The sequence below is a fragment of the Bradyrhizobium ferriligni genome (assembly GCF_056837965.1).
The window spans coordinates 1-20,348 of record NZ_JBXEJO010000023.1; the positions used below are offsets into that span (position 1 = coordinate 1).

Annotated in this window: 18 protein-coding genes; 7 read left to right on the forward strand and 11 right to left on the reverse strand. The window is 64.7% G+C overall.

The annotated features are described in order from the left end of the window. From AC1VNY_RS15495 to AC1VNY_RS15505, 3 genes are all read right to left on the reverse strand, one after another. Positions 1 to 737: glycine-rich domain-containing protein (locus AC1VNY_RS15495; RefSeq protein ID WP_482405804.1), on the reverse strand; the 737-nt coding region annotated here is incomplete at its 3' end. Positions 738 to 759: 22 nt separating this feature from the next. Then, entirely contained in the window at positions 760 to 1,335 is a 576-nt protein-coding gene (locus tag AC1VNY_RS15500; protein ID WP_482405879.1) for a hypothetical protein, read from the reverse strand. Between the two features lie 312 nt (positions 1,336 to 1,647). Continuing rightward, the gene (locus AC1VNY_RS15505) at positions 1,648 to 1,857 is read right to left on the reverse strand and encodes a DUF4170 domain-containing protein (protein ID WP_016839740.1); all 210 of its coding nucleotides are present in this window, start codon (positions 1,855 to 1,857) and stop codon (positions 1,648 to 1,650) included. A 239-nt stretch (positions 1,858 to 2,096) separates the two neighbouring features. Between AC1VNY_RS15505 and AC1VNY_RS15510 the strand changes: the two genes are divergently transcribed. Then, positions 2,097 to 3,539, forward strand: a complete 1,443-nt coding sequence (locus AC1VNY_RS15510; RefSeq protein ID WP_482405805.1) for a helix-turn-helix domain-containing protein — start codon at positions 2,097 to 2,099, stop codon at positions 3,537 to 3,539. A gap of 467 nt (positions 3,540 to 4,006) precedes the next feature. After that, positions 4,007 to 5,260, forward strand: coding sequence for a Spy/CpxP family protein refolding chaperone (locus AC1VNY_RS15515; protein WP_482405880.1), 1,254 nt, complete (start codon positions 4,007 to 4,009; stop codon positions 5,258 to 5,260). Between the two features lie 569 nt (positions 5,261 to 5,829). Here AC1VNY_RS15515 and AC1VNY_RS15520 read toward each other — a convergent pair. Next, positions 5,830 to 6,165: a GYD domain-containing protein gene (locus AC1VNY_RS15520; RefSeq protein ID WP_028338617.1), complete on the reverse strand. Its 336-nt coding sequence runs from the start codon at positions 6,163 to 6,165 to the stop codon at positions 5,830 to 5,832. A gap of 383 nt (positions 6,166 to 6,548) precedes the next feature. Between AC1VNY_RS15520 and AC1VNY_RS15525 the strand changes: the two genes are divergently transcribed. Next, on the forward strand, positions 6,549 to 7,499 hold the full coding sequence (locus AC1VNY_RS15525; RefSeq protein WP_482405806.1) for an aldo/keto reductase: 951 nt from the start codon (positions 6,549 to 6,551) through the stop codon (positions 7,497 to 7,499). Positions 7,500 to 7,754: 255 nt separating this feature from the next. Here AC1VNY_RS15525 and htpX read toward each other — a convergent pair whose 3' ends face one another. Together htpX and AC1VNY_RS15535 are read right to left on the reverse strand one after the other, a co-directional pair. After that, the gene (gene htpX, locus AC1VNY_RS15530; protein ID WP_482405807.1) at positions 7,755 to 8,684 is read right to left on the reverse strand and encodes a zinc metalloprotease HtpX; all 930 of its coding nucleotides are present in this window, start codon (positions 8,682 to 8,684) and stop codon (positions 7,755 to 7,757) included. A gap of 145 nt (positions 8,685 to 8,829) precedes the next feature. Next, positions 8,830 to 10,482, reverse strand: a complete 1,653-nt coding sequence (locus AC1VNY_RS15535; protein ID WP_482405808.1) for an ATP-binding protein — start codon at positions 10,480 to 10,482, stop codon at positions 8,830 to 8,832. Between the two features lie 216 nt (positions 10,483 to 10,698). On the opposite strand from AC1VNY_RS15535, the gene AC1VNY_RS15540 reads away from it, so the two are divergent. The 4 genes from AC1VNY_RS15540 (at position 10,699) to AC1VNY_RS15555 (ending at position 15,170) form a co-directional block, all read left to right on the forward strand. After that, positions 10,699 to 12,015 carry a lytic murein transglycosylase gene (locus AC1VNY_RS15540; RefSeq protein WP_051003407.1) on the forward strand — a complete coding sequence of 439 codons (1,317 nt, stop codon included), beginning with the start codon at positions 10,699 to 10,701 and terminating at the stop codon, positions 12,013 to 12,015. A 353-nt stretch (positions 12,016 to 12,368) separates the two neighbouring features. Continuing rightward, positions 12,369 to 12,872 carry a DUF1993 domain-containing protein gene (locus AC1VNY_RS15545; RefSeq protein ID WP_482405809.1) on the forward strand — a complete coding sequence of 168 codons (504 nt, stop codon included), beginning with the start codon at positions 12,369 to 12,371 and terminating at the stop codon, positions 12,870 to 12,872. A 248-nt stretch (positions 12,873 to 13,120) separates the two neighbouring features. Then, positions 13,121 to 13,981, forward strand: coding sequence for an SDR family NAD(P)-dependent oxidoreductase (locus tag AC1VNY_RS15550; RefSeq protein WP_482405810.1), 861 nt, complete (start codon positions 13,121 to 13,123; stop codon positions 13,979 to 13,981). An 85-nt stretch (positions 13,982 to 14,066) separates the two neighbouring features. Then, on the forward strand, positions 14,067 to 15,170 hold the full coding sequence (locus AC1VNY_RS15555) for an alkene reductase (protein WP_482405811.1): 1,104 nt from the start codon (positions 14,067 to 14,069) through the stop codon (positions 15,168 to 15,170). Between the two features lie 188 nt (positions 15,171 to 15,358). Here the strand turns inward: AC1VNY_RS15555 and AC1VNY_RS15560 are convergent, their stop codons facing one another. From AC1VNY_RS15560 to AC1VNY_RS15580, 5 genes are all read right to left on the reverse strand, one after another. Beyond that, positions 15,359 to 17,101, reverse strand: a complete 1,743-nt coding sequence (locus AC1VNY_RS15560) for an ABC transporter substrate-binding protein (protein ID WP_482405881.1) — start codon at positions 17,099 to 17,101, stop codon at positions 15,359 to 15,361. A 115-nt stretch (positions 17,102 to 17,216) separates the two neighbouring features. Beyond that, the gene (locus tag AC1VNY_RS15565) at positions 17,217 to 17,543 is read right to left on the reverse strand and encodes a DUF2160 domain-containing protein (RefSeq protein ID WP_139864503.1); all 327 of its coding nucleotides are present in this window, start codon (positions 17,541 to 17,543) and stop codon (positions 17,217 to 17,219) included. Positions 17,544 to 17,552: 9 nt separating this feature from the next. Further along, the gene (locus tag AC1VNY_RS15570; protein ID WP_028333212.1) at positions 17,553 to 18,359 is read right to left on the reverse strand and encodes a carbohydrate ABC transporter permease; all 807 of its coding nucleotides are present in this window, start codon (positions 18,357 to 18,359) and stop codon (positions 17,553 to 17,555) included. Then, on the reverse strand, positions 18,359 to 19,261 hold the full coding sequence (locus tag AC1VNY_RS15575; protein ID WP_028338609.1) for a carbohydrate ABC transporter permease: 903 nt from the start codon (positions 19,259 to 19,261) through the stop codon (positions 18,359 to 18,361). Before AC1VNY_RS15575 ends, AC1VNY_RS15570 begins: the two co-directional genes overlap by 1 nt. Beyond that, positions 19,261 to 20,346 (reverse strand): ABC transporter ATP-binding protein, encoded by a 1,086-nt coding sequence (locus AC1VNY_RS15580; RefSeq protein ID WP_482405812.1) that lies wholly within the window; start codon positions 20,344 to 20,346, stop codon positions 19,261 to 19,263. The genes AC1VNY_RS15575 and AC1VNY_RS15580 overlap by 1 nt, the downstream gene beginning before the upstream one ends. Between the last annotated feature and the right edge of the window lie 2 nt (positions 20,347 to 20,348).

The following is a 20,348-nucleotide window of genomic DNA, read 5'->3' on the forward strand; positions in this document are numbered from 1 at the left end:
CCGCCACACCCACCGCCGCAGCCGCCGCCGCTGTCGCCACCACCACTGTCACCGCTGCCGCCGTCACCGCCATCGCTGCCACTGCTCCCGTCGCTGCCGGCATCGCCGAAACCCGCCGACGATCCGTCGATCGACGAGTCGGAGAAATCGCCGCCGCAATACGGACTGCTGCCGCCGATCCCGCTGCGGCGCAGCGCCTCGCAGTCGGTGTGATAGATGAAGCCGTTCGCGATGTTCAGCTTGGCGTCGAGCGCGAACAGCAGCGGCAGCCGGGTCGGCCTGACCGGATCGATGTTCTCGTATTTGCAGCAATACCACCAGACCCGCCGCAGCCCCTCATTGCTCCTGCGCCGCTCCTTCACCAGGACGACTGCGGGGGTGTGATGCAGGAAGCCGCCGAAGGCGCGGCGGCAGAACGCATCATACTCGCGGGTGTAGAGAATGAATTCGTGCCAGAGGTCGTCGGCCGCTTGCGAGGGCATCGAGACGTAACGCTTGCCGCTCATCAGATAGGCGAGGAAGAACTGCCGCAGGCCGCGCGAGACCAGCGCGCTGTCCTTGCGGGTGAAGCCGGGGTGACGCTTCTCGAGCCGCGCCAACAGGCCCGCCGGCCAGTGAAAGGTGCGGATGTATTCGGCGCGCCGCAATGTCTGCCACTTGCCGAACAGCACGGCGCTGCCGACCACCGCGGCACCCGCCAAGACGCCGAAAAATGCCGCGGCGGGTGTTATGACCACGATGCCCCCGCCCCTCGAGCGGCTAGAAGTTTTGCAAGCTCGCAAACAGCGCGAGACCGAACAGCGCGAGCGCGCCCATGACGAAGCCGAACACGAACATGCCGATCCCGCCGCGGCGCTTCGGCGCCACCACCGGGACGGGCGGCGGCGCCGTCGGCTCGACGGCCGGAAGCGGCGTTGCCACCATCGCATGCTCGCGCTCGATCAGGCGGCGCGCGACATAGTCGGTGACGGCATCGACGATCGCGGCCACGTCATGCGATTCGGCGAGCACGATGCGGCCGAACCTCGTGTCCTGCACGAAGCGGTAGATCCGCTTGTCGCGCCCCATCAGCACATGCGCGACGACGTCGATCCACAGCCGCGGCGTCTCGCCCTGGCTGATGCCGCGGTCGAACAGATCGACCTTGTCCGGCACCTGCGCGAACAGCGGATCGAGCGCATCGTTGAGGATCTCGAGCCGCGCCACCTCGGCGTCGCGCAACTCGACGACGACACCGGTGCGATCGGCCGCCTCGATCCGCGCCCGCCGCAGCGCCTCTCGCAACGTCGGCCGCATCTCGCGCGCCTCGCTGCCGGTGTTCTGCGGATCGGACATGCCTTGCGGTCTCGTGGTGACGGGTTTCCTGCGCATTAACCTATCAGCAACCAAGATGTCCGCAAAGGGCGTTGGTTCCCAAGCACTTAGACCGCCACTTATCCCCAGATCAAAGACCTGACGCTGTCCCAAAAGCGGTCGACCCCACCCGGATGAAACCGGATGGGGCCGCCGTCCTTGGACGTTTTCTTAGCTGCGTTAGGATGCGATTGCGTATCGCGACGTCATCTCTTGTTTGAACATGATCTCCGCGCAAACGCTTGCGTTTGTCGCGAGGGAAAACCGGTTCCCGCTTTTCCGGATCATGGTCGTTCAGGCCGAAACCCGCGACGGCTCCTCGACGATCGAAAAGCGCACGCCGGCCTTGTGGCGGCTCTCTTCCGAAACTTCCTTCCAGCACTCTTCGGCTTCCTTGCGCGTCTTGAACGGACCGCGGACCTGGGCCGAGCCTTCGACCAGCTTGTGGAAGTTCATCGACCCGAACTCGCCGCCGATCACCCAGAAATTGCTGCCCTTGCTCATCGTCAGTCTCCTTCAAAATCGGGCTGCCTTTGCCCAGCCGCCTGCACCTGATCCCCGCAACCTGCTCGCCGGATCGACATTCTTGACAGAGCATTGCGAACTGCGTGTCAGGAGATAAACGCGAAAACGCGAAGTTCGTATAGATACCTTGTTTTTTATTTGTGATGTCATGTAACATCTGAACTTGTAATAAATGTCGATTTGTAAATTTCGTCACAATATAGGTCAGGAAGCCTGCCATGCCCGGTGAGTCCGGAAAGAAGCTGTTCGTCGGTCCGCGCTTCCGGCGGATCCGCCAGCAATTGGGGCTGTCGCAGACCCAGATCGCCGAGGGGCTCGGCATCTCGCCCTCCTACATCAACCTGATCGAGCGCAACCAGCGCCCGGTGACGGCGCAAATCCTGCTGCGACTGGCCGAGACCTACGACCTCGATTTGCGCGACCTCGCCACCGCCGACGAGGACCGCTTCTTCGCGGAACTCAACGAGATCTTCTCCGATCCCCTGTTCCGCCAGATCGACCTGCCGAAGCAGGAGCTGCGCGACCTCGCCGAGCTCTGCCCCGGCGTGACGCATGCGCTGCAGCGGCTCTACGCCGCCTACACCGAAGCCCGCCGCGGCGAGACGCTGGTGGCGGCGCAGATGGCCGACCGCGAAGGCTCGCAATTCGACGCCAATCCGATCGAGCGGGTGCGCGACCTGATCGAGGCCAACCGCAACTATTTTCCGGAGCTCGAGACCGCCGCGGAGAATTTGCGCGACGAGCTCAACGTGCCGACCGAAGGCCTGTTCACGGCGCTCACCACGCGCTTGCGCGAAAAACATTCGATTCTGACCCGCGTGATGCCGGTCGACGTGATGCGCGAGACGCTGCGCCGTTTCGATCGGCACCGCCGGCAGCTCTTGATCTCCGAACTCGTCGACAGCTCCGGCCGCAGCTTCCAGCTTGCGCTGCAGATCGGCTTTGTCGAGTGCGGCGCCGCGATCGACGCCATCGTCAGCCGTGCCGGTCCGCTCGACGACACCGCGCGCCGGCTCTACCGCATCACGCTCGCCAATTACTTCGCAGCCGCTGCGATGATGCCCTATCAGTCGTTTCATTCCGCAGCCGAAGCCTTGAGCTACGACGTCCATGTGCTGGCGCAGCGCTTCAACGCCGGATTCGAGCAGGTCTGCCACCGCCTCACTACGCTGCAACGGCCGAACGCGCGCGGCGTGCCGTTCTTCCTGCTCCGCGTCGACAATGCCGGCAACGTGTCGAAGCGGTTTTCCTCGGGCACCTTCCCGTTCTCCAAGTTCGGCGGCACCTGCCCGCTCTGGAACGTGCACTCGACCTTCGACATGCCGGATCGCCTGCTTAGCCAGGTGATCGAATTGCCGGACGGCACGCGCTACTTCTCGATCGCGCAGATGGTGCGCCGGCCGGTGGCGCCCTACCCGCAGCCGCAGCCGCGCTTTGCGATCGGGCTCGGCTGCGAGATCCGCCACGCGGCCAAGCTCGTCTATGCCACCGGCATGGATCTGGAAAAGGTCGAGGGCACCCCGATCGGCGTCAACTGCCGGCTTTGCGAGCGCGAGAATTGCAGCCAGCGCGCCGAGCCGCCGATCACACGCACCCTGATCCTGGACGAGACCACGCGGCGGGTGTCCTCGTTTGCGTTCTCGAATGCGCGGGAGTTGTGAGCCAAGGATCAATCGACCGATCAATCCACCGCAGCAAAGGCCTTGCACCAGCCATCCTTGCTGATCGCACCCTCGACCACCTTGCAGCCGTCGGGCGCGACGAACAGCGTGCACATCTCCTGCACGAGGCGCTGGTCCGGCGCGGCGCCTGGCCGCCGAAAACGGAGGAGGATTCGACCGAGGACGACGTGCGCTAAAGCATGATCCGGAAAAGTGCGAAGCGGCTTTCCCTCGCGACAACGCGTTTGCGCGAATCACACACCAAACTAAAGCGCGATGACGATTCGACCCAGCGCGTGTACTCGACGCGACTAATCCGTTGACGTCGTGACCTGACCGCAGGTTCACCCAATGAAAACGGCGGGAGGAACTTTCGGTTCCGCTGCGAGTCATATTTGTGACGCGATGTGGCCTGGACCGCCAAGGGAGAGACCGAGGGAGAGATCATGTCAAAGTCCCGCCTTGGAATGGCTGCGGCCGGCGTTGCAATTGGCGTTCTGGGAGCGCTGCCAAGCGCGGCCGAGGCGGGTTTCCGCCTGCGCGTTGGCGGCCCCGTGAGTGTCGCGCGCTTCGCGATGGCCGGCGTGCTGTCGGTCGCAGGTCTCCGCCACGCACGCATGGCGGCGCGCCACAGCCGCGTCCGCATGGCTGCTCTAAGACCGCAAGATCTTCGCCCCGCCGCCGAGTCGATCGGCCCGAGTGAGCGCGCGCAGCTCACTGCCGTCGCCGCGCTGGCCGGCTGGCAGGGCGGCCGAGCTGCGCAAGGCTGGTGGCAGCACTCCGACGGTTCATACGGCTGGGTCGGTCCGCTCTTCTGGCCGTTTGCCTATAGCGATCTCTATGACTACGCGCTTCTCAATGACGGCAGCGGCTTCTGGGCCTATGGCTACGGCGATCTCTACGCCGCGATCTTCTCGCCTTACGCTGCGAGCGATCTCTCAGCGTTTGCGGCCGAGCGCCCCGCCGGGAGGCGGCATCGCAAAGCGCCCTCGGCGCAGGAATTCTGTAGCGGCGACACCGCCGAGACGACCGGCCTTCCCCTCGAGCGGATCGGCCTGGCGGTCGCGGCGAACGAGGCGCAGCGCGCAGCCTTCGACGAGCTCGCGAGCGCCTGGATTTCCGCCGGCAACACCATCCGCGCTTCCTGTCCAGCACAGACCGCAACCACCGCGCTGGAGCGATTCGCGGCCATGCAGAGCCGCGTCAACGCGATGCTGAGCGCAGTTGCGACCGTTATGCCGCCATTTCAAAAATTCTACGATCTCCTAAGCGATGAACAGAAGGCCCAGCTCAACACGCCCGAACGCGACCGCCGCGCTAACGCTGCGGCCACGAAGCTGAAGGAGATGCAGGACGCCGCCTGCCAGGCGAGCCGTGAACCGCAAGACGAGCAACAGGCCGAAAAGCAATACCGCCAGCTCGTCGCCCAGCAATGGCCCCTCGACGACATCGTCGCCAGCCTGAAACTGAACGATACGCAACGCGCCGCGCTCGAAGTGGTGCAGGATACCACGATGGGCACCATGGAAGCCTTAAACCCATGCCCGCCAAAGGACGCGCTCACCCCGCCGGCCCGCCTTAAGGCCGCAAAGGCGCGGTTGGAAGCGATGAGAGAGGCGATCATCAGCGTGAACGACGCGGTCGACGATTTCCGTTGGAACCTGAGTGACGAGCAGAAGACGCAGTTCGAGGGGCTCGGTCTGAAGAAGCGGGGGGTGTGATTTTTCCATCCCCAAGCGGCGCTGGTCGCCCAAGGCGATACTTCGCATCCCCTGTCGCATTTGCTAGTCGTCCGCTAAGAAGGGCTGGACATGCGAGCATGCGTTATAGGGGCGGGCTCTAAGTAGTTCGGTCGCGCGACCGAGACGCCGTTCAACATGAACTTTGAGGCCCGCACGTAGTCAACTGAACTTCTTTGGATGTTGCTTATTGGCCCAAGGCCGACATACGGCGATGTCGGCCTCAACGTCAGCTTCCGAGATCAAAGCGGACGCGAAGAATTCATGAGTACACGCCCTGATCTCATCGCGCCTTAGCGCGTACTGCGCTCGTCTTGCTGAAGCGGAGGCCGAGCGAGGCGGCGGACGTCATGCGACGGCACAACCGGCCGGGGCTGCGGCCGGCATGCATGTAGCCAGGACATCCGCCTGAGCTAGTGCCCATCCGTTGACGCCCCGGATCAGCGGCGCGCAACGGCCCTCGCCTCCGCGCGGGACGCCAGCAAGCGCCGCCGCGCGAGAGTGACACCGGCCATCAGATCAATCTGCGCCGTTTTGGATCGCTCGGCCTGCTAACCGCCGGGCGGCGTGTAGGCGGCCTTGAGCTTGGTCGCGTGCTGACGCACCACCTTGATCTCGTCCTGGGTAAAGAGCCGGATCAGCCTCACATTCTGCATGGCGCCGGCCGCGACGACCACGCCGCTGACCGCAGGCGCGAAGCTCGGATCCGGCACGTCGAAGATCACCATCACGCCGGGACCATCGGTCGCCGTGCTGTACATCGAAATCAGCTTTCCGCCGGCGGCCTCAATCAACTTCTTCGCGGCCTCGTATCGATTGGTCGTCGGGTTTTCCATGATGTTGTTCAGGGAACGCGGGGTGTATTCACCAGAGAAGCAGAAATGCATGGCAATCGCTCCGTTTGGTTGGAATGAAAAAAACATTCACCCAGGCACGCGGCCCGGGCAGAGCATTTCGTACTGAAAAATGGGAAGAAATGGCCTGCCGATGGCCAGTCGCGCTGCCGCTCATTCTCCGGATTTCGGCGCAACCGGTGGCAGCTCGTCGCGCAATCTACATCAAATACCCTGCAAATGAAATCGCGCTCTATCGAGACCGCACTGTAGGGCAGCCTGCCTGACACACGAGCGAGCATGGTGAGTCCACGACCGACCCCGACCTCACCCGCACCCTTTGCTTCACATCATGCGACAGGCACAACGCCTTGCAAACAAGGGCGATCTGCCTCAGTGTCCGGCGCCCGCCACCAAGAACAAGCGAAAGAAAACTCATGAAGCATCGCGCGCTCGGCCGCTCCGGCCTCACTGTTCCTCCCCTGTGCTTCGGCTGCAATGTATTCGGCTGGACCGTGGACGAGACGTCGTCGTTTCGCCTGCTCGACACCGTGCTCGATCAGGGGCTGACCTTCCTGGATACGGCGGATGTCTATTCACGATGGGTGCCGGGCCACAGCGGCGGCGAATCCGAGACCATCATCGGCAAATGGATGAAGGCGCGCGGCAACCGCAACCGCGTCATCCTCGCCACCAAGGTCGGCATGGACATGGGAGGCGGCAATGTCGGGCTGAAGCCGGACTACATCGCGCGCGCCGTCGAGGACTCGCTGCGGCGGCTGCAGACCGATTTCATCGACCTCTACCAGTCCCACAAGGACGATGAGACGACACCGCAGGAAGAGACGCTCGCGGCCTATGACAAACTGATCAAGGCCGGCAAGGTCAGGGCGATCGGCGCCTCGAACTTCTCGGCGGAGCGACTCCAGAGCGCGCTCGACATTGCCAAGGCGAACGGCCTGCCGCGCTACGAGAGCATGCAGCCCGAATACAGCCTCGCCGAGCGATCGAGCTACGAAGGCGCGCTGCAACGCGTCTGCGAGGCGAACGACGTCGGCGTGATCACGTTCTTCTCGCTCGCCGCAGGATTTTTGACCGGCAAATATCGCTCGGAGAGCGACTTCGCCAAGAGCCCGCGCGGTGCACGCAGCATTCCAAAATACATGAACCCGCGCGGCATGCGCATCCTGGCCGGTCTCGACGAGGTCGCCGCGGAAACCCGCGCGGAGCCGGCCGCGGTCGCGCTCGCCTGGCTGATGGCAAAACCCTCCGTCACCGCGCCGATTGCCAGCGCCACCAGGCCCGAGCAGGTCGCAACGCTGGTCGCGGCGACCAAACTTGAGCTGAGCAAGGACCAGGTCGAACGGCTGGACGCGGCGAGCGCGTAGCAGCGGCTCCACTTCACCTCGCCCGCGTGCGGGGAGAGGCATAGGCCGCCTTCGGCGGCCGTTCTCAAGAAACGCCGAAGCCGAGCTTCGGCTATGACGCATCGCTAGATGCGTTCCGGGTGAGGGGGAGTTTCCGCGAATGCAGCTATCGCCGCATCTGCGGAGACAGCCCCTCACCCCAACCCTCTCCCCGTAAGAACGGGGCGAGGGAGCACACCGCCTTCGCGGCTGCCGTTCAATCCCGCCTCACCTCGCCTATCCCCACGGCCCGCGCTGGCCGGATCCACCCCACGGGCTGCGCGGCGGATAGCTTCCGCCGGCCGGGCGCGGCGCAGTCTGGGTGCCGAGCTCCGCGGCCAGCTGCTGCAGCGCGGCGATGCGGTTCGCGGTCGAGGGGTGGGTCGCGAACAGGTTGTCGACGCCGTGGCCCGACAGCGGGTTGATGATGAACATGTGCGCGGTGGCCGGATTGCGCTCGGCCTCCATGTTCGGCACCTGATGCGCGGCGTTCTCGATTTTCGCGAGCGCCGAGGCAAGCCACATCGGCTGGCCGACGATGCGCGCGCCATAATTGTCGGCGGCGTATTCGCGGGTGCGGCTGATCGCCATCTGCACCAGCATGGCGCCGAGCGGCGCCAGGATCATCATCGCGATCGAGCCGACGATGCCGGGGCCGTTGTTGTTGCGGTTGCCGCCGAAGAACATACCGAACTGCGCCAGCATCGAGATCGCACCGGCGATCGTCGCCGTGATCGTCATGGTCAGCGTGTCGTGATGCTTGATATGCGCAAGCTCATGCGCGATCACGCCGGCAAGCTCCTCGCGGCTGAGCTGCTGCATCAAGCCCGTGGTGACGGCGACCGCCGCGTTCTCCGGATTGCGGCCGGTCGCGAATGCATTCGGCTGCGCCTCGTCCATCAGGAACACGCGCGGCATCGGGAGAGCGGCGCGCTGCGCCAGCTCGGCGACGAGATTGTAGAGTTCGGGCGCCGAGCCCGCATCGACCTGATGGGCGCCGTACATCGACAGCACCATGCGATCGGAATTCCAGTAGGTGAACAGATTTGTCGCAGCCGCGACGATCAGCGCGATCACGGCGCCGGTGCCGCCGCCGATCAGATAGCCGACCCCCATGAACAGGGCGGTGAGGCCGGCAAGCAGGAGCGCGGTGCGGAAATAGTTCATCGTGGTTCCCTCACGGCGAGCGGAATGCTGCCACAACTGACGCCGCAGAGGTAGGGATTTTGACGCTGAAGCCGCAAGGGAGCCAGTGCGTCGCAGCGACGCGGCACGGGTTAACGATTGGTCATATGCGGGCTACGATCCTTCGCTACGCCGCCGGCTCCTGAGCGATCACCGTCTCCTCCTCGCGCAGCGCGACGCGCAACATGCGTGCGAGCTCGGCGCGGCTGTAGGGTTTTGCCAGGAACAGGATGCCCTGCTCGAGCTTGCCGTCCTGGTCGATGGCGTCATCGGTATAGCCCGACGTGAAGAGTACGCGGAGACCCGGGCGGCGCTTCCGCGCCTCGGTGGCAAGGTCGCGCCCGTTCATCGCGCCCGGCATGATGACATCGGTGAACAAGAGATCGATCGGCGCGCCGCTGTCGAGCACGGCAAGGGCTTCGCGGCCATTATTGGCCGACAGCGTGGTGTAGCCCAGGCTCTCGATCTGGGTCAGCACATAGGAGCGCACCAGCTTGTCGTCCTCGACGACGAGCACGATTTCCCGCGCGCCGCGCGCGTCCGGCTGCCTCTGCTCGGGCACTGCTGCCGGTGAGACCGCCGCCGCGCGCGGCAGATAGAGCATCACCCTGGTGCCGCGGCCGACCTCGCTGTCGAGCACGACGTGGCCGTTGGATTGCCTGACGAAGCCGTAGACCATGCTCAGCCCGAGCCCGGTGCCCTTGCCGACGTCCTTGGTGGTGAAGAACGGCTCGAACACCTTGGCCAGATCGACTTCCGCAATGCCCCGGCCGTTGTCGGTCAGCGCGATCGCGACATAATCGCCGGCGGCAAGCCCGTCATGGCCATTCACGTCCGATGGCTTGAGCTCGGCGGTGCGGGTCTCGATCGTCAGCCGGCCGCCCTTCGGCATCGCGTCGCGCGCGTTGAGCGCAAGGTTGATGATCGCGGTGACGAGCTGGTTGCCATCGACCAGTGCGCGCGGCAGATCAGGTGCAGAGCGAAAATCGATGTCGACATGGTCGCCGATAGTCGACCGCAGCAGCTCGATGGTGTCAACCATCAACGCGTTGACGTCGACGTCGCTCGGCTGCAACGGCTGCTTGCGCGCGAAGGCGAGCAGATGCCGCGTCAGCGATGCGCCGCGCTCGGCGGCGTCGCGGATCAGCGAGGTGATCTCGGTGAGCTGGCGGTTGTGGGTGACAGCCTCGGCCAGGATGTCGATCGTGCCGGTGATGACGGTGAGGATGTTGTTGAAGTCGTGCGCGATGCCGCCGGTGAGCTGGCCGACCGCTTCCATCTTCTGCGCCTGGCGGATCTTGCTCTCATTGGCCTCGGCCTCGCGGAAACGCTCGAGCAGGAATTCCGAGCGCTGGCGCTGCCGCCCCTCCTCGGCGAGCGCGACATGGGCCTCGCGCAGCTGCGCTTCGGTCGGGATCGCGAGGATCCGCGGGATCAGCGGCCAGAGCAGCACGGCGGTGAAGATCGATGCGACAGCGGTGAGCGCCTTGAGCAGGCCCTCGAGACCGTAGATCGGCACCCACAGCGTGTAGATCGAGAACACATGGGTGAGGCCGCACGCGAGGATGAACGCGGCGAACGGCCAGGCCATCCAGCCGAACTGGAAATCGCGCCGCTTGGAGACGAGGATCGCCAGCGCAAACGGGATCGAGAAATACGAAGCGGCAATGATCGCGTCTGAAATCACGTGGAGCCAGATCAGCTCCGGTTCCCACAACAGGCAGATGCCGTGCGGCGAAAACGTCGACGAATCCAAGAGACGCTCGAGAAAACTCCACATGGGTCCCTCCGGGCGTAATCGATCCGCCGACACCCCTGCCCGCGAATCACCGGCCGATCATAGCGGCGGCGGCTGAACCTACCTCAGCCCAATTGGTCTAAGAGCGGCACCCCCGTTGTTGCCCGGTGTCGCCCTGGTGTATGCAGATTGGGCTTCAATTTCCCTTTTTTCCAGCCGGTGACATCGATGCCAGCCTCTCCCCTCCGCGCCCCGATCATGATCGCAGCGATCGCGGGGGCGCTGGCGCTCTCTACCCTCGCCTCGGCGCAGCAGCCGCTGCCCAGCCCCTTGAATCCCGCGCCAGTCAGGCCGCGCCCTGCCGCCGTCGCCTCGCCGCGGGCTGCGTCCTGCCACAACGGGCAAAACTTCGATCGCTTTCTCGCCGAGCTGAAGCAGAAGGCGGTCGCCGCCGGCGTCTCGCAGCACACGATCGCGGAGGCCGCGCCGTACCTGATCTACGACCAGGGCATCGTCAACCGCGACCGCGGCCAGCGCGTGTTCGGGCAGATCTTCACCCAGTTCGCCGGCCGCATGGCCGCGAACTATCGCATGCAGCAGGGCCAGCAATACATCCGGACCTATGCCGCCGCGTTCGCGCGCGCCGAGAAGGAGTATGGCGTGCCGCCGGCGGTGATCGCCGCGTTCTGGGGACTGGAGAGCGATTTCGGCGTCCAGATGGGCAATTTGCCGACGCTGAAATCGCTGGTGTCGCTGGCCTATGATTGCCGCCGCTCCGAAATGTTCCAGGGCGAGACCATCGCCGCGCTGAAGATCATCGAGCGCGGCGACCTGACACCCGACGAGATGATCGGCTCGTGGGCCGGTGAGCTCGGCCAGACGCAATTCTTGCCGACGCACTATTTCAACTACGCGGTCGACTATGACGGCGACGGCCATCGCAATCTCCTGCAAAGCGGCCCCGACGTGATCGGCTCGACCGCGAACTACATCGCCACCGGATTGAAGTGGCGGCGCGGCGAGCCGTGGCTGCAGGAGGTGCGCGTGCCGCAGGCGGCAAACTTCCCGTGGGACCAGGCCGATCTCACCATCAAGCTGCCGCGCTCGAAATGGGCGTCGCTTGGCGTCAGCTTGACCGACGGCAAGCCATTGCCGAATGACGAGATGCCGGCCTCGCTGCTGCTGCCGATGGGCCGGATGGGTCCGGCGTTCCTCGCCTATGCGAACTTCGCCGCCTACACCGAGTGGAACAACTCGCTGATCTATTCCACCACCGCCGGCTATCTCGCCGGCCGCATCGCGGGCGCGCCGCCGATGCAGCGGCCGCACGCACCGGTCGCGCAACTACCGTTCAATGAGATCAAGGAGCTGCAGGGATTGCTGGCGCGCGCCGGCTACGACGTCGGCAAGATCGATGGCGTGCTCGGACAGGCAAGCCGCAGCGCGGTGAAGGCGATGCAGATGAAATACGGCCTGCCGGCGGATTCCTGGCCGACCGCCGAGCTCCTGGCGCGGATGCGCGGCGGGCCCCGCACCCAGCCGGCCGCCGACGCCGCGGCACCGGGGATGCGGTAGAGCAAACGCCCATTTTCCGTAGCCCGGATGCAGCGCAGCGAAATCCGGGACAAGCCCCGATGCGCCTCCCCGGATTGCGCTGCGCTCCGTCCGGGCTATGCGACCTCGTACGATCCGTCACCCTGAGGCGCGAGCATAGCGAGCCTCGAAGGGTCGACGGCCACCAACCGGGCCGATTCATCCTTCGAGGCTCGCTGCGCTCGCGCCTCAGGATGACGAGTCCAAGACATGTGCTGCGCGAAATATTTGACCAAGTGTTACAGCTCCCCGCAGTTGTATTCTTCCCCTTGCCGCCCCACTTGCAGCATCGCCGTTCGGTAACATCCGGATTTCATCAGAACAGGGAGCATCACATGTCCTTTCATGACGCCGTCGTCCCCGCCTACCTGCAGATCCTCAACAGCCTCACCGGCGAGCTGACCAAGGCCGAGGCACATTGCGAGGCCAAGAAGATCGCGCCCGAGGTGCTGCTGGGATCGCGGCTCTATCCCGACATGCTGCCGCTGACCAAGCAGGTGCAGCTGGTCTGCGACCACGCCGCACGGGGCTGCGCGCGGCTGACTCATAGCGAGGTGCCGTCGACGCCCGACACCGAGAAGAGCATCAGTGAACTGAAGCAGCGGCTCGCCAAGACCATCGACTATGTGAGGTCGTTCAAGCCGGCGCAGTTCGACGGCGCCGACGCCCGGGACGTCACCTTCCCGATCGGCCCCGATCGCACGATGACCCTGAAGGGCCAGCAATTCCTCAGCGCGTTCTCGTTCCCGAACTTCTACTTCCACGCCGTGACCGCGCACGACATCCTGCGCCACAACGGCGTCGAGATCGGCAAGCGCGATTTCCTCGGCGTGAGCTGAAGCGCTTCGTCCCTCATGGTGAGGCGCGCGTCTTCGCGCGTCTCGAACCACGAGGCCCCACTCGGGCCGCATCCTTCGAGACGCCGCTTCGCGGCTCCTCAGGATGAGGACTTGCAAGGGTCGGGGTGATCGATATTCCCCGCGGCGGGATTTTCTCGCTTCCGTGAAGGCTTCGGCGCGACGCGTCGCCTCACATGCTCAGCCGTGCTACTGCTCCCTGACAACAACAAGACGTCAGGGAGCACGCCATGTCGACCACAACCCACGCACCGAAAGCCATCGATCCGTCCGCCTCGCTGCATGCCGAAGCGCTGGGACTGGCGAAGAACCACGGCCGCCTCGCCGGGCGGCGCATCATCGTGGTCGGCGCGGGACAGCGCACGACGGTGGATGAAGCGCCGCCGATCGGCAACGGCCGCGCCATGAGCGTGCTGTTCGCGCGCGAGGGCGCTGCGGTCGCCTGCCTCGACGTCAACAAGGACGCGGCCGACGACACCGTCGCGCAGATCACAGGCGAAGGCGGCAAGGCCTTCACCGATGTGGTCGATGTCTCCGACGTCGCGGCGATCGCGCCCGCGGTCGAACGCTGCGCGCAAAGGCTCGGCGGGCTCGACGGGCTGGCGCTCAACGTCGGAATTTCCTCCGGCCTGTCGCTGCCCAAGATGACGGCAGAAGCCTGGGACCGCGACTACGCCGTCAATGTGCGCAGCCACATGCTGTTCGCGCAGAAGGCGCTGGAGGTGATGGCGCCGGGCGGCGCGATCATCCTGATCTCGTCGATGGCGAGCCAGCGCGCCGGCGGCCGCAACCCGGCCTATGAATCCTCCAAGGCGGCGCAGATCGCGCTGGGGCGGGCGATCGCGCGGGCCGGCGAGGACAAGGGAATTCGCTGCAATGTGATCGCGCCCGGCTTCGTGGACACGCCGATGGGCCGCGACGCCAGCCGCAGGCGATCGGACCGCGCCGTGACAGTGCCTTTCGGCCGCCAGGGCACCGGTTGGGAGGTCGCCTATACTGCGCTGTTCCTGATTTCGAATGAATCCTCCTACGTGAACGCGCACACCCTGTTCCTCGATGCCGGCCACATGGGCGGAATTGTGCGCAGCTAGCCTGCGGAGCGCGAATGCCTCGGGCATTGCGCTCGTCGCGGCAATGCACAATTCTCCTTTATCAGTCATCCTCTGGAACATTTACATGAGCCAATCGACCAAACTTCTCGAGCCCTACAAGCTCGGCCCGCTGACGCTGCCGAACCGCCTGGTGATGGCGCCACTGACGCGCAACCGCGCGGTGCCGCCCGGCATGGTGCCGAGCCCGCTCGCGGTGGACTATTACGGCCAGCGCGCCTCCGCCGGCCTTCTGATCACCGAGGCGAGCCAGGTCTCGCAGCAGGGCCAGGGCTATCAGGACACGCCCGGCATCTATTCCAAGGAGCAGGTCGAGGGCTGGCGCAAGGTCACCGATCGCGTGCATGCGCGCGGCGGCCGCATCTTCATCCAGCTCTGGCATGTCGGCCGCATCTCGCATGTCGCACTGCAGCCGAACGGCGGCGCACCGGTGGCGCCGAGCGCCATCAAGGCCAAAACCAAGACCTTCGTAAACGGCACGTTTGCCGATGTCTCCGAGCCGCGCGCGCTCGAGCTGTCGGAAATTCCGGGGATCATCGAGGACTTCAAGCGCGGCACGGCGAATGCGCTGGCGGCCGGCTTCGACGGCGTCGAGATCCACGGCGCCAACGGCTATCTGCTCGACCAGTTCGCCCGCGACGGCACCAACAAGCGCACCGACGCTTATGGCGGCGGAATCGAGAACCGCGCCAAGCTGATGCTGGACGTGTCCAAGGCGGTCGCCATCGAGGCCGGCGCGGATCGCACCGGCATCCGGATCTCGCCGGTGACGCCGGCCAACGACATCACCGACTCCAATCCGCAAGCGCTGTTCGACTACATCGTCGACCAGCTCAGTGCGCTGAAGCTGACCTATCTCCACGTCGTCGAGGGCGCGACCGGCGGCCCGCGCGATATCGCGCCGTTCGACTACGCCTCGCTGCGCAAGCGCTTCAAGCAGGCCTATGTCGCCAACAACGGCTACGATTTCGCGCTGGCGGAGAAAGTGCTGGAGGCCGGCGCGGCCGACCTGATCGCGTTCGGCAAGCCGTTCATCTCCAACCCCGATCTGGTCGAGCGGCTCAAGGCCGGCTCGCCGCTCAACGAGTGGGACAAGGCGACCTTCTACGGCGGCGGCGCCAAGGGCTACACCGACTATCCGACACTGAAGGCGACCGAGGCGGCGGAGTAAGGTGGACCAAAGACTGTCATGCCCCGCGAAGGCGGGGCATCCAGTATTCCAGAGACGCCAGCGATTGATCGCGACGCCGCGGCGTACTGGATCGCCCGGTCAAGCCGGGCGATGACAGCGGAGAAAACCAAAAGGCCGGGATCGCTCCCGGCCTTTCGTCGTCTTCGGATGGCGTGGGCTGGTACGCCTTACTTCGCTTCGGCGCGCTTCGGCGGGTTGGCCGGCCACGACTTGATCAGCGTGTCGTAGTCGATCGTCTCGCCCTTCGGCTTCTCGTTCGCGAGCTTGCGCTGCGGAGCGATGGTGCCGTCCTTCTCGGCCTTCTTGTACCAGAACTCGGCGGATTCCTTCTTGTTCAGCTTCGGTCCGCAGGCGCCCTGCACACCGGACTTGTCAAGTCGCTCCATCACCGAATCCTGGGCCGCGGCCAGCGCGTCCATCGCCTGCTGCGGCGTCTTGGTACCGGACGACGCATCGCCGATGTTCTGCCACCACAGCTGCGCGAGCTTCGGATAGTCGGGCACGTTGTTGCCGGTCGGGGTCCACTGCACACGCGCGGGCGAGCGGTAGAACTCGATCAGGCCGCCGAGCTTCGGCGCACGCTCGGTGAACGACTTGTCCCAGATATCGGACTCACGGATGAAGGTGAGACCGACATGGCTCTTCTTCAGCGACACCGACTTCGAGATGATGAACTGCAGATAGAGCCAGGCAGCCTTGCGGCGATCCGGCGGGGTCGACTTCAACAGCGTCACGGAGCCGGCGTCCTGATAACCGAGCTTCATGCCTTCCTTCCAGTAAGCGCCGTGCGGCGACGGAGCCATACGCCACTTCGGCGTACCGTCCGCGTTCATCACGGCGATGCCCGGCTTCACCATGTCGGCGGTGAAGGCGGTGTACCAGAACATCTGCTGGGCGATGTTGCCCTGCGCCGGCACAGGACCTGCTTCCGAGAAGGTCATGCCCTGGGCCTGCGGCGGGGCATACTTCTTCAGCCAGTCGAGATATTTGGTGATCGAGTAGACCGCGGCCGGGCCGTTGGTGTCGCCACCACGCTCGACCGAGGAGCCGACCGGGCGGCAGCCTTCCATGCGGATGCCCCACTCGTCGACCGGCAGGCCGTTCGGGATACCCTTGTCGCCGTTGCCGGCCATCGACAGCCACGCGTCGGTGAACCGCCAGCCGAGCGAGGGATCCTTCTTGCCATAGTCCATATGGCCGTAGACCTTGACGCCGTTGATCTCCTTGATGTCGTTGGTGAAGAACTCGGCGATGTCTTCATAGGCCGACCAGTTCACGGGCACGCCGAGCTCGTAGCCATACTTGGCCTTGAACTTGGCCTTGTACTCGGGGTTGGTGAACCAGTCGTAGCGGAACCAATAGAGGTTCGCGAACTGCTGGTCGGGCAGCTGGTAGAGCTTGCCGTCCGGCGCCGTGGTGAACGACTTGCCGATGAAGTCGTCGACGTCGAGCATCGGGTCGGTGACCTCCTTGCCCTCACCCTTCATGTAGTCCGACAGGATGATGGTCTGACCGTAACGGAAGTGGGTGCCGATCAGGTCGGAGTCGTTGATCCAGCCGTCATAGACGTTCTTGCCCGACTGCATCTGGGTCTGCAGCTTCTCGACGACGTCACCTTCCTGGATGATGTCGTGCTTGAGCTTGATGCCGGTCAGTTCGGAGAACGCCTTGGCCAGCGTCTGCGATTCATATTCGTGCGTCGTGATCGTTTCCGAGACGACGTTGATCTCCATGCCCTTGAAGGGTTCGGCGGCCTTGGCGAACCACTCGAGCTCCTTCTTCTGGTCTTCCTTCGACAGCGTCGAGGGCTGGAATTCCGCGATCCACTTCTGGATCACGGCATCGTCGGCGGCGCGGGCCGGCGTGGCGACCGCGAGCGAGGCCGCGATCAGCGCGGCGGCGCTGGTCATAGTCAAAAGACTATCCTTTGTCGTTCTCAAATGTCGCATTATGATTCCTCCGGTTGCAGCGACAAACAAAACCCCAGGCCCGGGTTGACCCCGGATCTGCTCTTCTTCGCTTTCGTCAGACGGTGCGAAAGATCGCCACGGCTGAAAGAAGCGAAATCAGCGTTGCGAGCCACAGGCTCGAAATTTCCACGCCCTCGCCGATCGGCAGGGTGAGGATCGGATCGGTGCCGACGAGGCCGATCCACACCAGGTGGATCACCGCCGCCAGCACCAGCGAAATAAACAAACGATCGCCGCGCGTGGTCGGGATGCGCAGCACGCCGACCCGCTCGGCCTCGGGATAAACCGCCGCGAGCCAGGTCATCACGCCGAGCGTCGAGGCCAGCAGCGCGAAGAAGATCGCGGTCGGCAGCGTCCAGGCCATCCATGCGATGGATTCCATGATCGCCTCCTAGACCCGGCCGAGCGCGAAGCCGCGCGCGATGTAGTTGCGGACGAACCAGATCACCAGCGCGCCCGGAATGATGGTGAGCACGCCGGCGGCGGCGAGCAGCCCCCAGTCCATGCCGGCCGCCGAGACCGTGCGCGTCATGATCGCCGCGATCGGCTTGGCCTGCACCGAGGTCAGCGTCCGCGCCAGCAGCAGCTCGACCCAGGAGAACATGAAGCAGAAGAAGGCGGCGACGCCGATGCCGCTCGCGATCAGCGGCACCAGGATCTTGATGAAGAAGCGCGGGAACGAATAGCCGTCGAGGAAGGCGGTCTCGTCGATCTCGCGCGGCACGCCGGAGACGAAGCCTTCGAGGATCCACACCGCCAGCGGCACGTTGAAGATGCAGTGCGCGAGCGCGACCGCCCACGGCGTATCGAACAGGCCGATCGCCGAATAGAGGTTGAAGAACGGCAGCGCGTAGACCGCCGCCGGCGCCATGCGGTTCGACAGCAGCCAGAAGAACAGGTGCTTGTCGCCGAGGAAGCGGTAGCGCGAGAACGCATAGGCCGCCGGCAACGCCACCGCGATCGAGATGATGGTGTTGAGCACGACGTATTCGAGCGAATTGATGTAGCCCGAATACCAGCTCTCGTCGGTGAAGATGCGCTTGTAGTGCTGCAGCGTCGGCGTGTGCGGCCACAGCGTCATCGTCGAGACGATCTCGGCGTTGGTCTTGAAGCTCATGTTGACGAGCCAGTAGATCGGCAACAGCAGGAAGATCAAAAACAGCGCCATGATCAGGCGGCGGCCGGGGATCGAATGCATCACGCCGCTCCTTCCTTGGCCGGACGCTCGGAGCCGGCATTGACCATCACGGTGTAGAACACCCAGCACACGATCAGGATGATCAAATTGTAGACCAGCGACAGCGCCGCGGCCTTGCCGAGGTCGAATTGGCCGAGCGCGATCTTGACGAGCTCGATCGAGACGAAGGTCGTCGAATTGCCGGGGCCGCCACCGGTGACCACGAACGGCTCGGTGTAGATCATGAAACTGTCCATGAAGCGCAGCAGCACCGCGATCAGCAGCACGCGGTTCATCTTCGGCAGCTGGATCGCCTTGAACACCGCCCAGCGCGAGGCGCCGTCGATCTGCGCCGCCTGGTAATAGGCGTCGGGGATCGACTTCAGCCCGGCATAGCAGAGCAGCGCGACGAGGCTGGTCCAGTGCCAGACGTCCATCACGATGACCGTGACCCAGGCGTCGACCTCATTGGACACGTAATTGTAGTTGAGGCCGAGGTGGTTCAGCACATAGCCGAGCAGGCCGATATCGGGCCGGCCGAAGATCTGCCAGATGGTGCCGACCACGTTCCACGGAATCAGCAGCGGCAAGGCAAGGATGACGAGGCAGGCCGCGACGCTCCAGCCCTCGCGCGGCATCGACAGCGCGACGATGATGCCGAGCGGCACCTCGATCGCGAGGATCACGGCAGAGAAGAACAGGTTGCGGCCGAGCGAGGCCAGGAAGCGGCCGCCGAGATCGGTCGATGGATCGAGCAGCTCCTTGAACCAGCCGACGCCGTTCCAGAAGAACTGGTTGTTGCCGAAGGTGTCCTGCATCGAATAGTTCACGACGGTCATCAGCGGCAGCACCGCCGAGAACGCGACCACCAGGAACACTGGCAGCACCAGGAACCAGGCTTTTTGGTTGATCGTCTTGTCCATCAGGCGACCCCTTCCACCAAATGGCTGTCGGCATAGACGTGGACATGCGCCGGATTGAAGATCAGCCCGGCGGTGTTGCCGGAGACCGAGAAGCCCGGCGGCACGCGGGCGGCGAATTTGGTATCGCCGACCCGCACGCGGGCGAACTGGATGCGGCCGAGATCGTCGATCCGCTCGATGGTGGCCGACAGCAGCCCTGACGCCGGCGCCGCGACATCGACGAATTCGGGCCGCACGCCGATCTCGATCTTCTTGCCCGCAGGCAGCACACCATAGTTTCGATGCAGGCCGATGACATGGCCGTCGACCCGCGCCTCGTGACCACTGACCTCGGCGGGCACGATGTTCATGCCGGGCGAGCCGATGAAATAGCCGACGAAGGTATGCGCCGGCTTGTCGAACAATTCGGCCGGCGTGCCGCTCTGCACCACGCGGCCGTCATGCATCACGACGACGGTGTCGGCGAAGGTCAGCGCCTCGGTCTGATCGTGGGTGACATAGATCATCGTGAGGTCGAGCTCGCGATGCAGCGCCTTCAGCTTGGAGCGCAGCTGCCACTTCAGCTCGGGATCGATCACCGTCAGCGGTTCGTCGAACAGGACGGCCGCGACGTCGGACCGCACCAGGCCGCGGCCGAGCGAGATCTTCTGCTTGGCGTCGGCGGTGAGCCGCGTCGCCTTGCGTTTGAGATAGGGCGTGAGGTCGAGCAGATCGGCGATCTGCCTGACCCGCGCGTCGACCTCGGCCTTCACGACGCCGCGATTCTTCAGTGGGAAGGCCAGGTTCTGGCCGACCGTCATGGTGTCGTAGATCACCGGGAACTGGAACACCTGCGCGATGTTGCGCTTCTGCGTCGACAGCGGCGTGATGTCACGGCCGTCGAACAGGATCTTTCCGCGCGACGGCGTCACGATACCGGAGATCAAATTGAGCAGCGTGGTCTTGCCACAGCCGGACGGCCCGAGCAGCGCATAGGCGCCGCCCTGCCGCCAGGTCATGGTGACCGGCTTCAGCGCAAAGGATTCCTGCGGCGCGTCGTTGCCGCCGTAGGAGTGCGCGAGATCGACGAGGTCAATGCGGGCCATGA

What these genes read in the sequence shown, in the direction of transcription:
- AC1VNY_RS15500 (WP_482405879.1), bottom strand. Translation starts at nt 1,335, where the DNA reads ATGTCCGATCCGCAGAACACCGGCAGCGAGGCGCGCGAGATGCGGCCG.
- AC1VNY_RS15505 (WP_016839740.1), bottom strand. Translation starts at nt 1,857, where the DNA reads ATGAGCAAGGGCAGCAATTTCTGGGTGATCGGCGGCGAGTTCGGGTCG.
- AC1VNY_RS15510 (WP_482405805.1), top strand. Translation starts at nt 2,097, where the DNA reads ATGCCCGGTGAGTCCGGAAAGAAGCTGTTCGTCGGTCCGCGCTTCCGG.
- AC1VNY_RS15515 (WP_482405880.1), top strand. Translation starts at nt 4,007, where the DNA reads ATGGCTGCGGCCGGCGTTGCAATTGGCGTTCTGGGAGCGCTGCCAAGC.
- AC1VNY_RS15520 (WP_028338617.1), bottom strand. Translation starts at nt 6,165, where the DNA reads ATGCATTTCTGCTTCTCTGGTGAATACACCCCGCGTTCCCTGAACAAC.
- AC1VNY_RS15525 (WP_482405806.1), top strand. Translation starts at nt 6,549, where the DNA reads ATGAAGCATCGCGCGCTCGGCCGCTCCGGCCTCACTGTTCCTCCCCTG.
- htpX (WP_482405807.1), bottom strand. Translation starts at nt 8,684, where the DNA reads ATGAACTATTTCCGCACCGCGCTCCTGCTTGCCGGCCTCACCGCCCTG.
- AC1VNY_RS15535 (WP_482405808.1), bottom strand. Translation starts at nt 10,482, where the DNA reads ATGTGGAGTTTTCTCGAGCGTCTCTTGGATTCGTCGACGTTTTCGCCG.
- AC1VNY_RS15540 (WP_051003407.1), top strand. Translation starts at nt 10,699, where the DNA reads ATGATCGCAGCGATCGCGGGGGCGCTGGCGCTCTCTACCCTCGCCTCG.
- AC1VNY_RS15545 (WP_482405809.1), top strand. Translation starts at nt 12,369, where the DNA reads ATGTCCTTTCATGACGCCGTCGTCCCCGCCTACCTGCAGATCCTCAAC.
- AC1VNY_RS15550 (WP_482405810.1), top strand. Translation starts at nt 13,121, where the DNA reads ATGTCGACCACAACCCACGCACCGAAAGCCATCGATCCGTCCGCCTCG.
- AC1VNY_RS15555 (WP_482405811.1), top strand. Translation starts at nt 14,067, where the DNA reads ATGAGCCAATCGACCAAACTTCTCGAGCCCTACAAGCTCGGCCCGCTG.
- AC1VNY_RS15560 (WP_482405881.1), bottom strand. Translation starts at nt 17,101, where the DNA reads ATGACCAGCGCCGCCGCGCTGATCGCGGCCTCGCTCGCGGTCGCCACG.
- AC1VNY_RS15565 (WP_139864503.1), bottom strand. Translation starts at nt 17,543, where the DNA reads ATGGAATCCATCGCATGGATGGCCTGGACGCTGCCGACCGCGATCTTC.
- AC1VNY_RS15570 (WP_028333212.1), bottom strand. Translation starts at nt 18,359, where the DNA reads ATGCATTCGATCCCCGGCCGCCGCCTGATCATGGCGCTGTTTTTGATC.
- AC1VNY_RS15575 (WP_028338609.1), bottom strand. Translation starts at nt 19,261, where the DNA reads ATGGACAAGACGATCAACCAAAAAGCCTGGTTCCTGGTGCTGCCAGTG.
- AC1VNY_RS15580 (WP_482405812.1), bottom strand. Translation starts at nt 20,346, where the DNA reads ATGGCCCGCATTGACCTCGTCGATCTCGCGCACTCCTACGGCGGCAAC.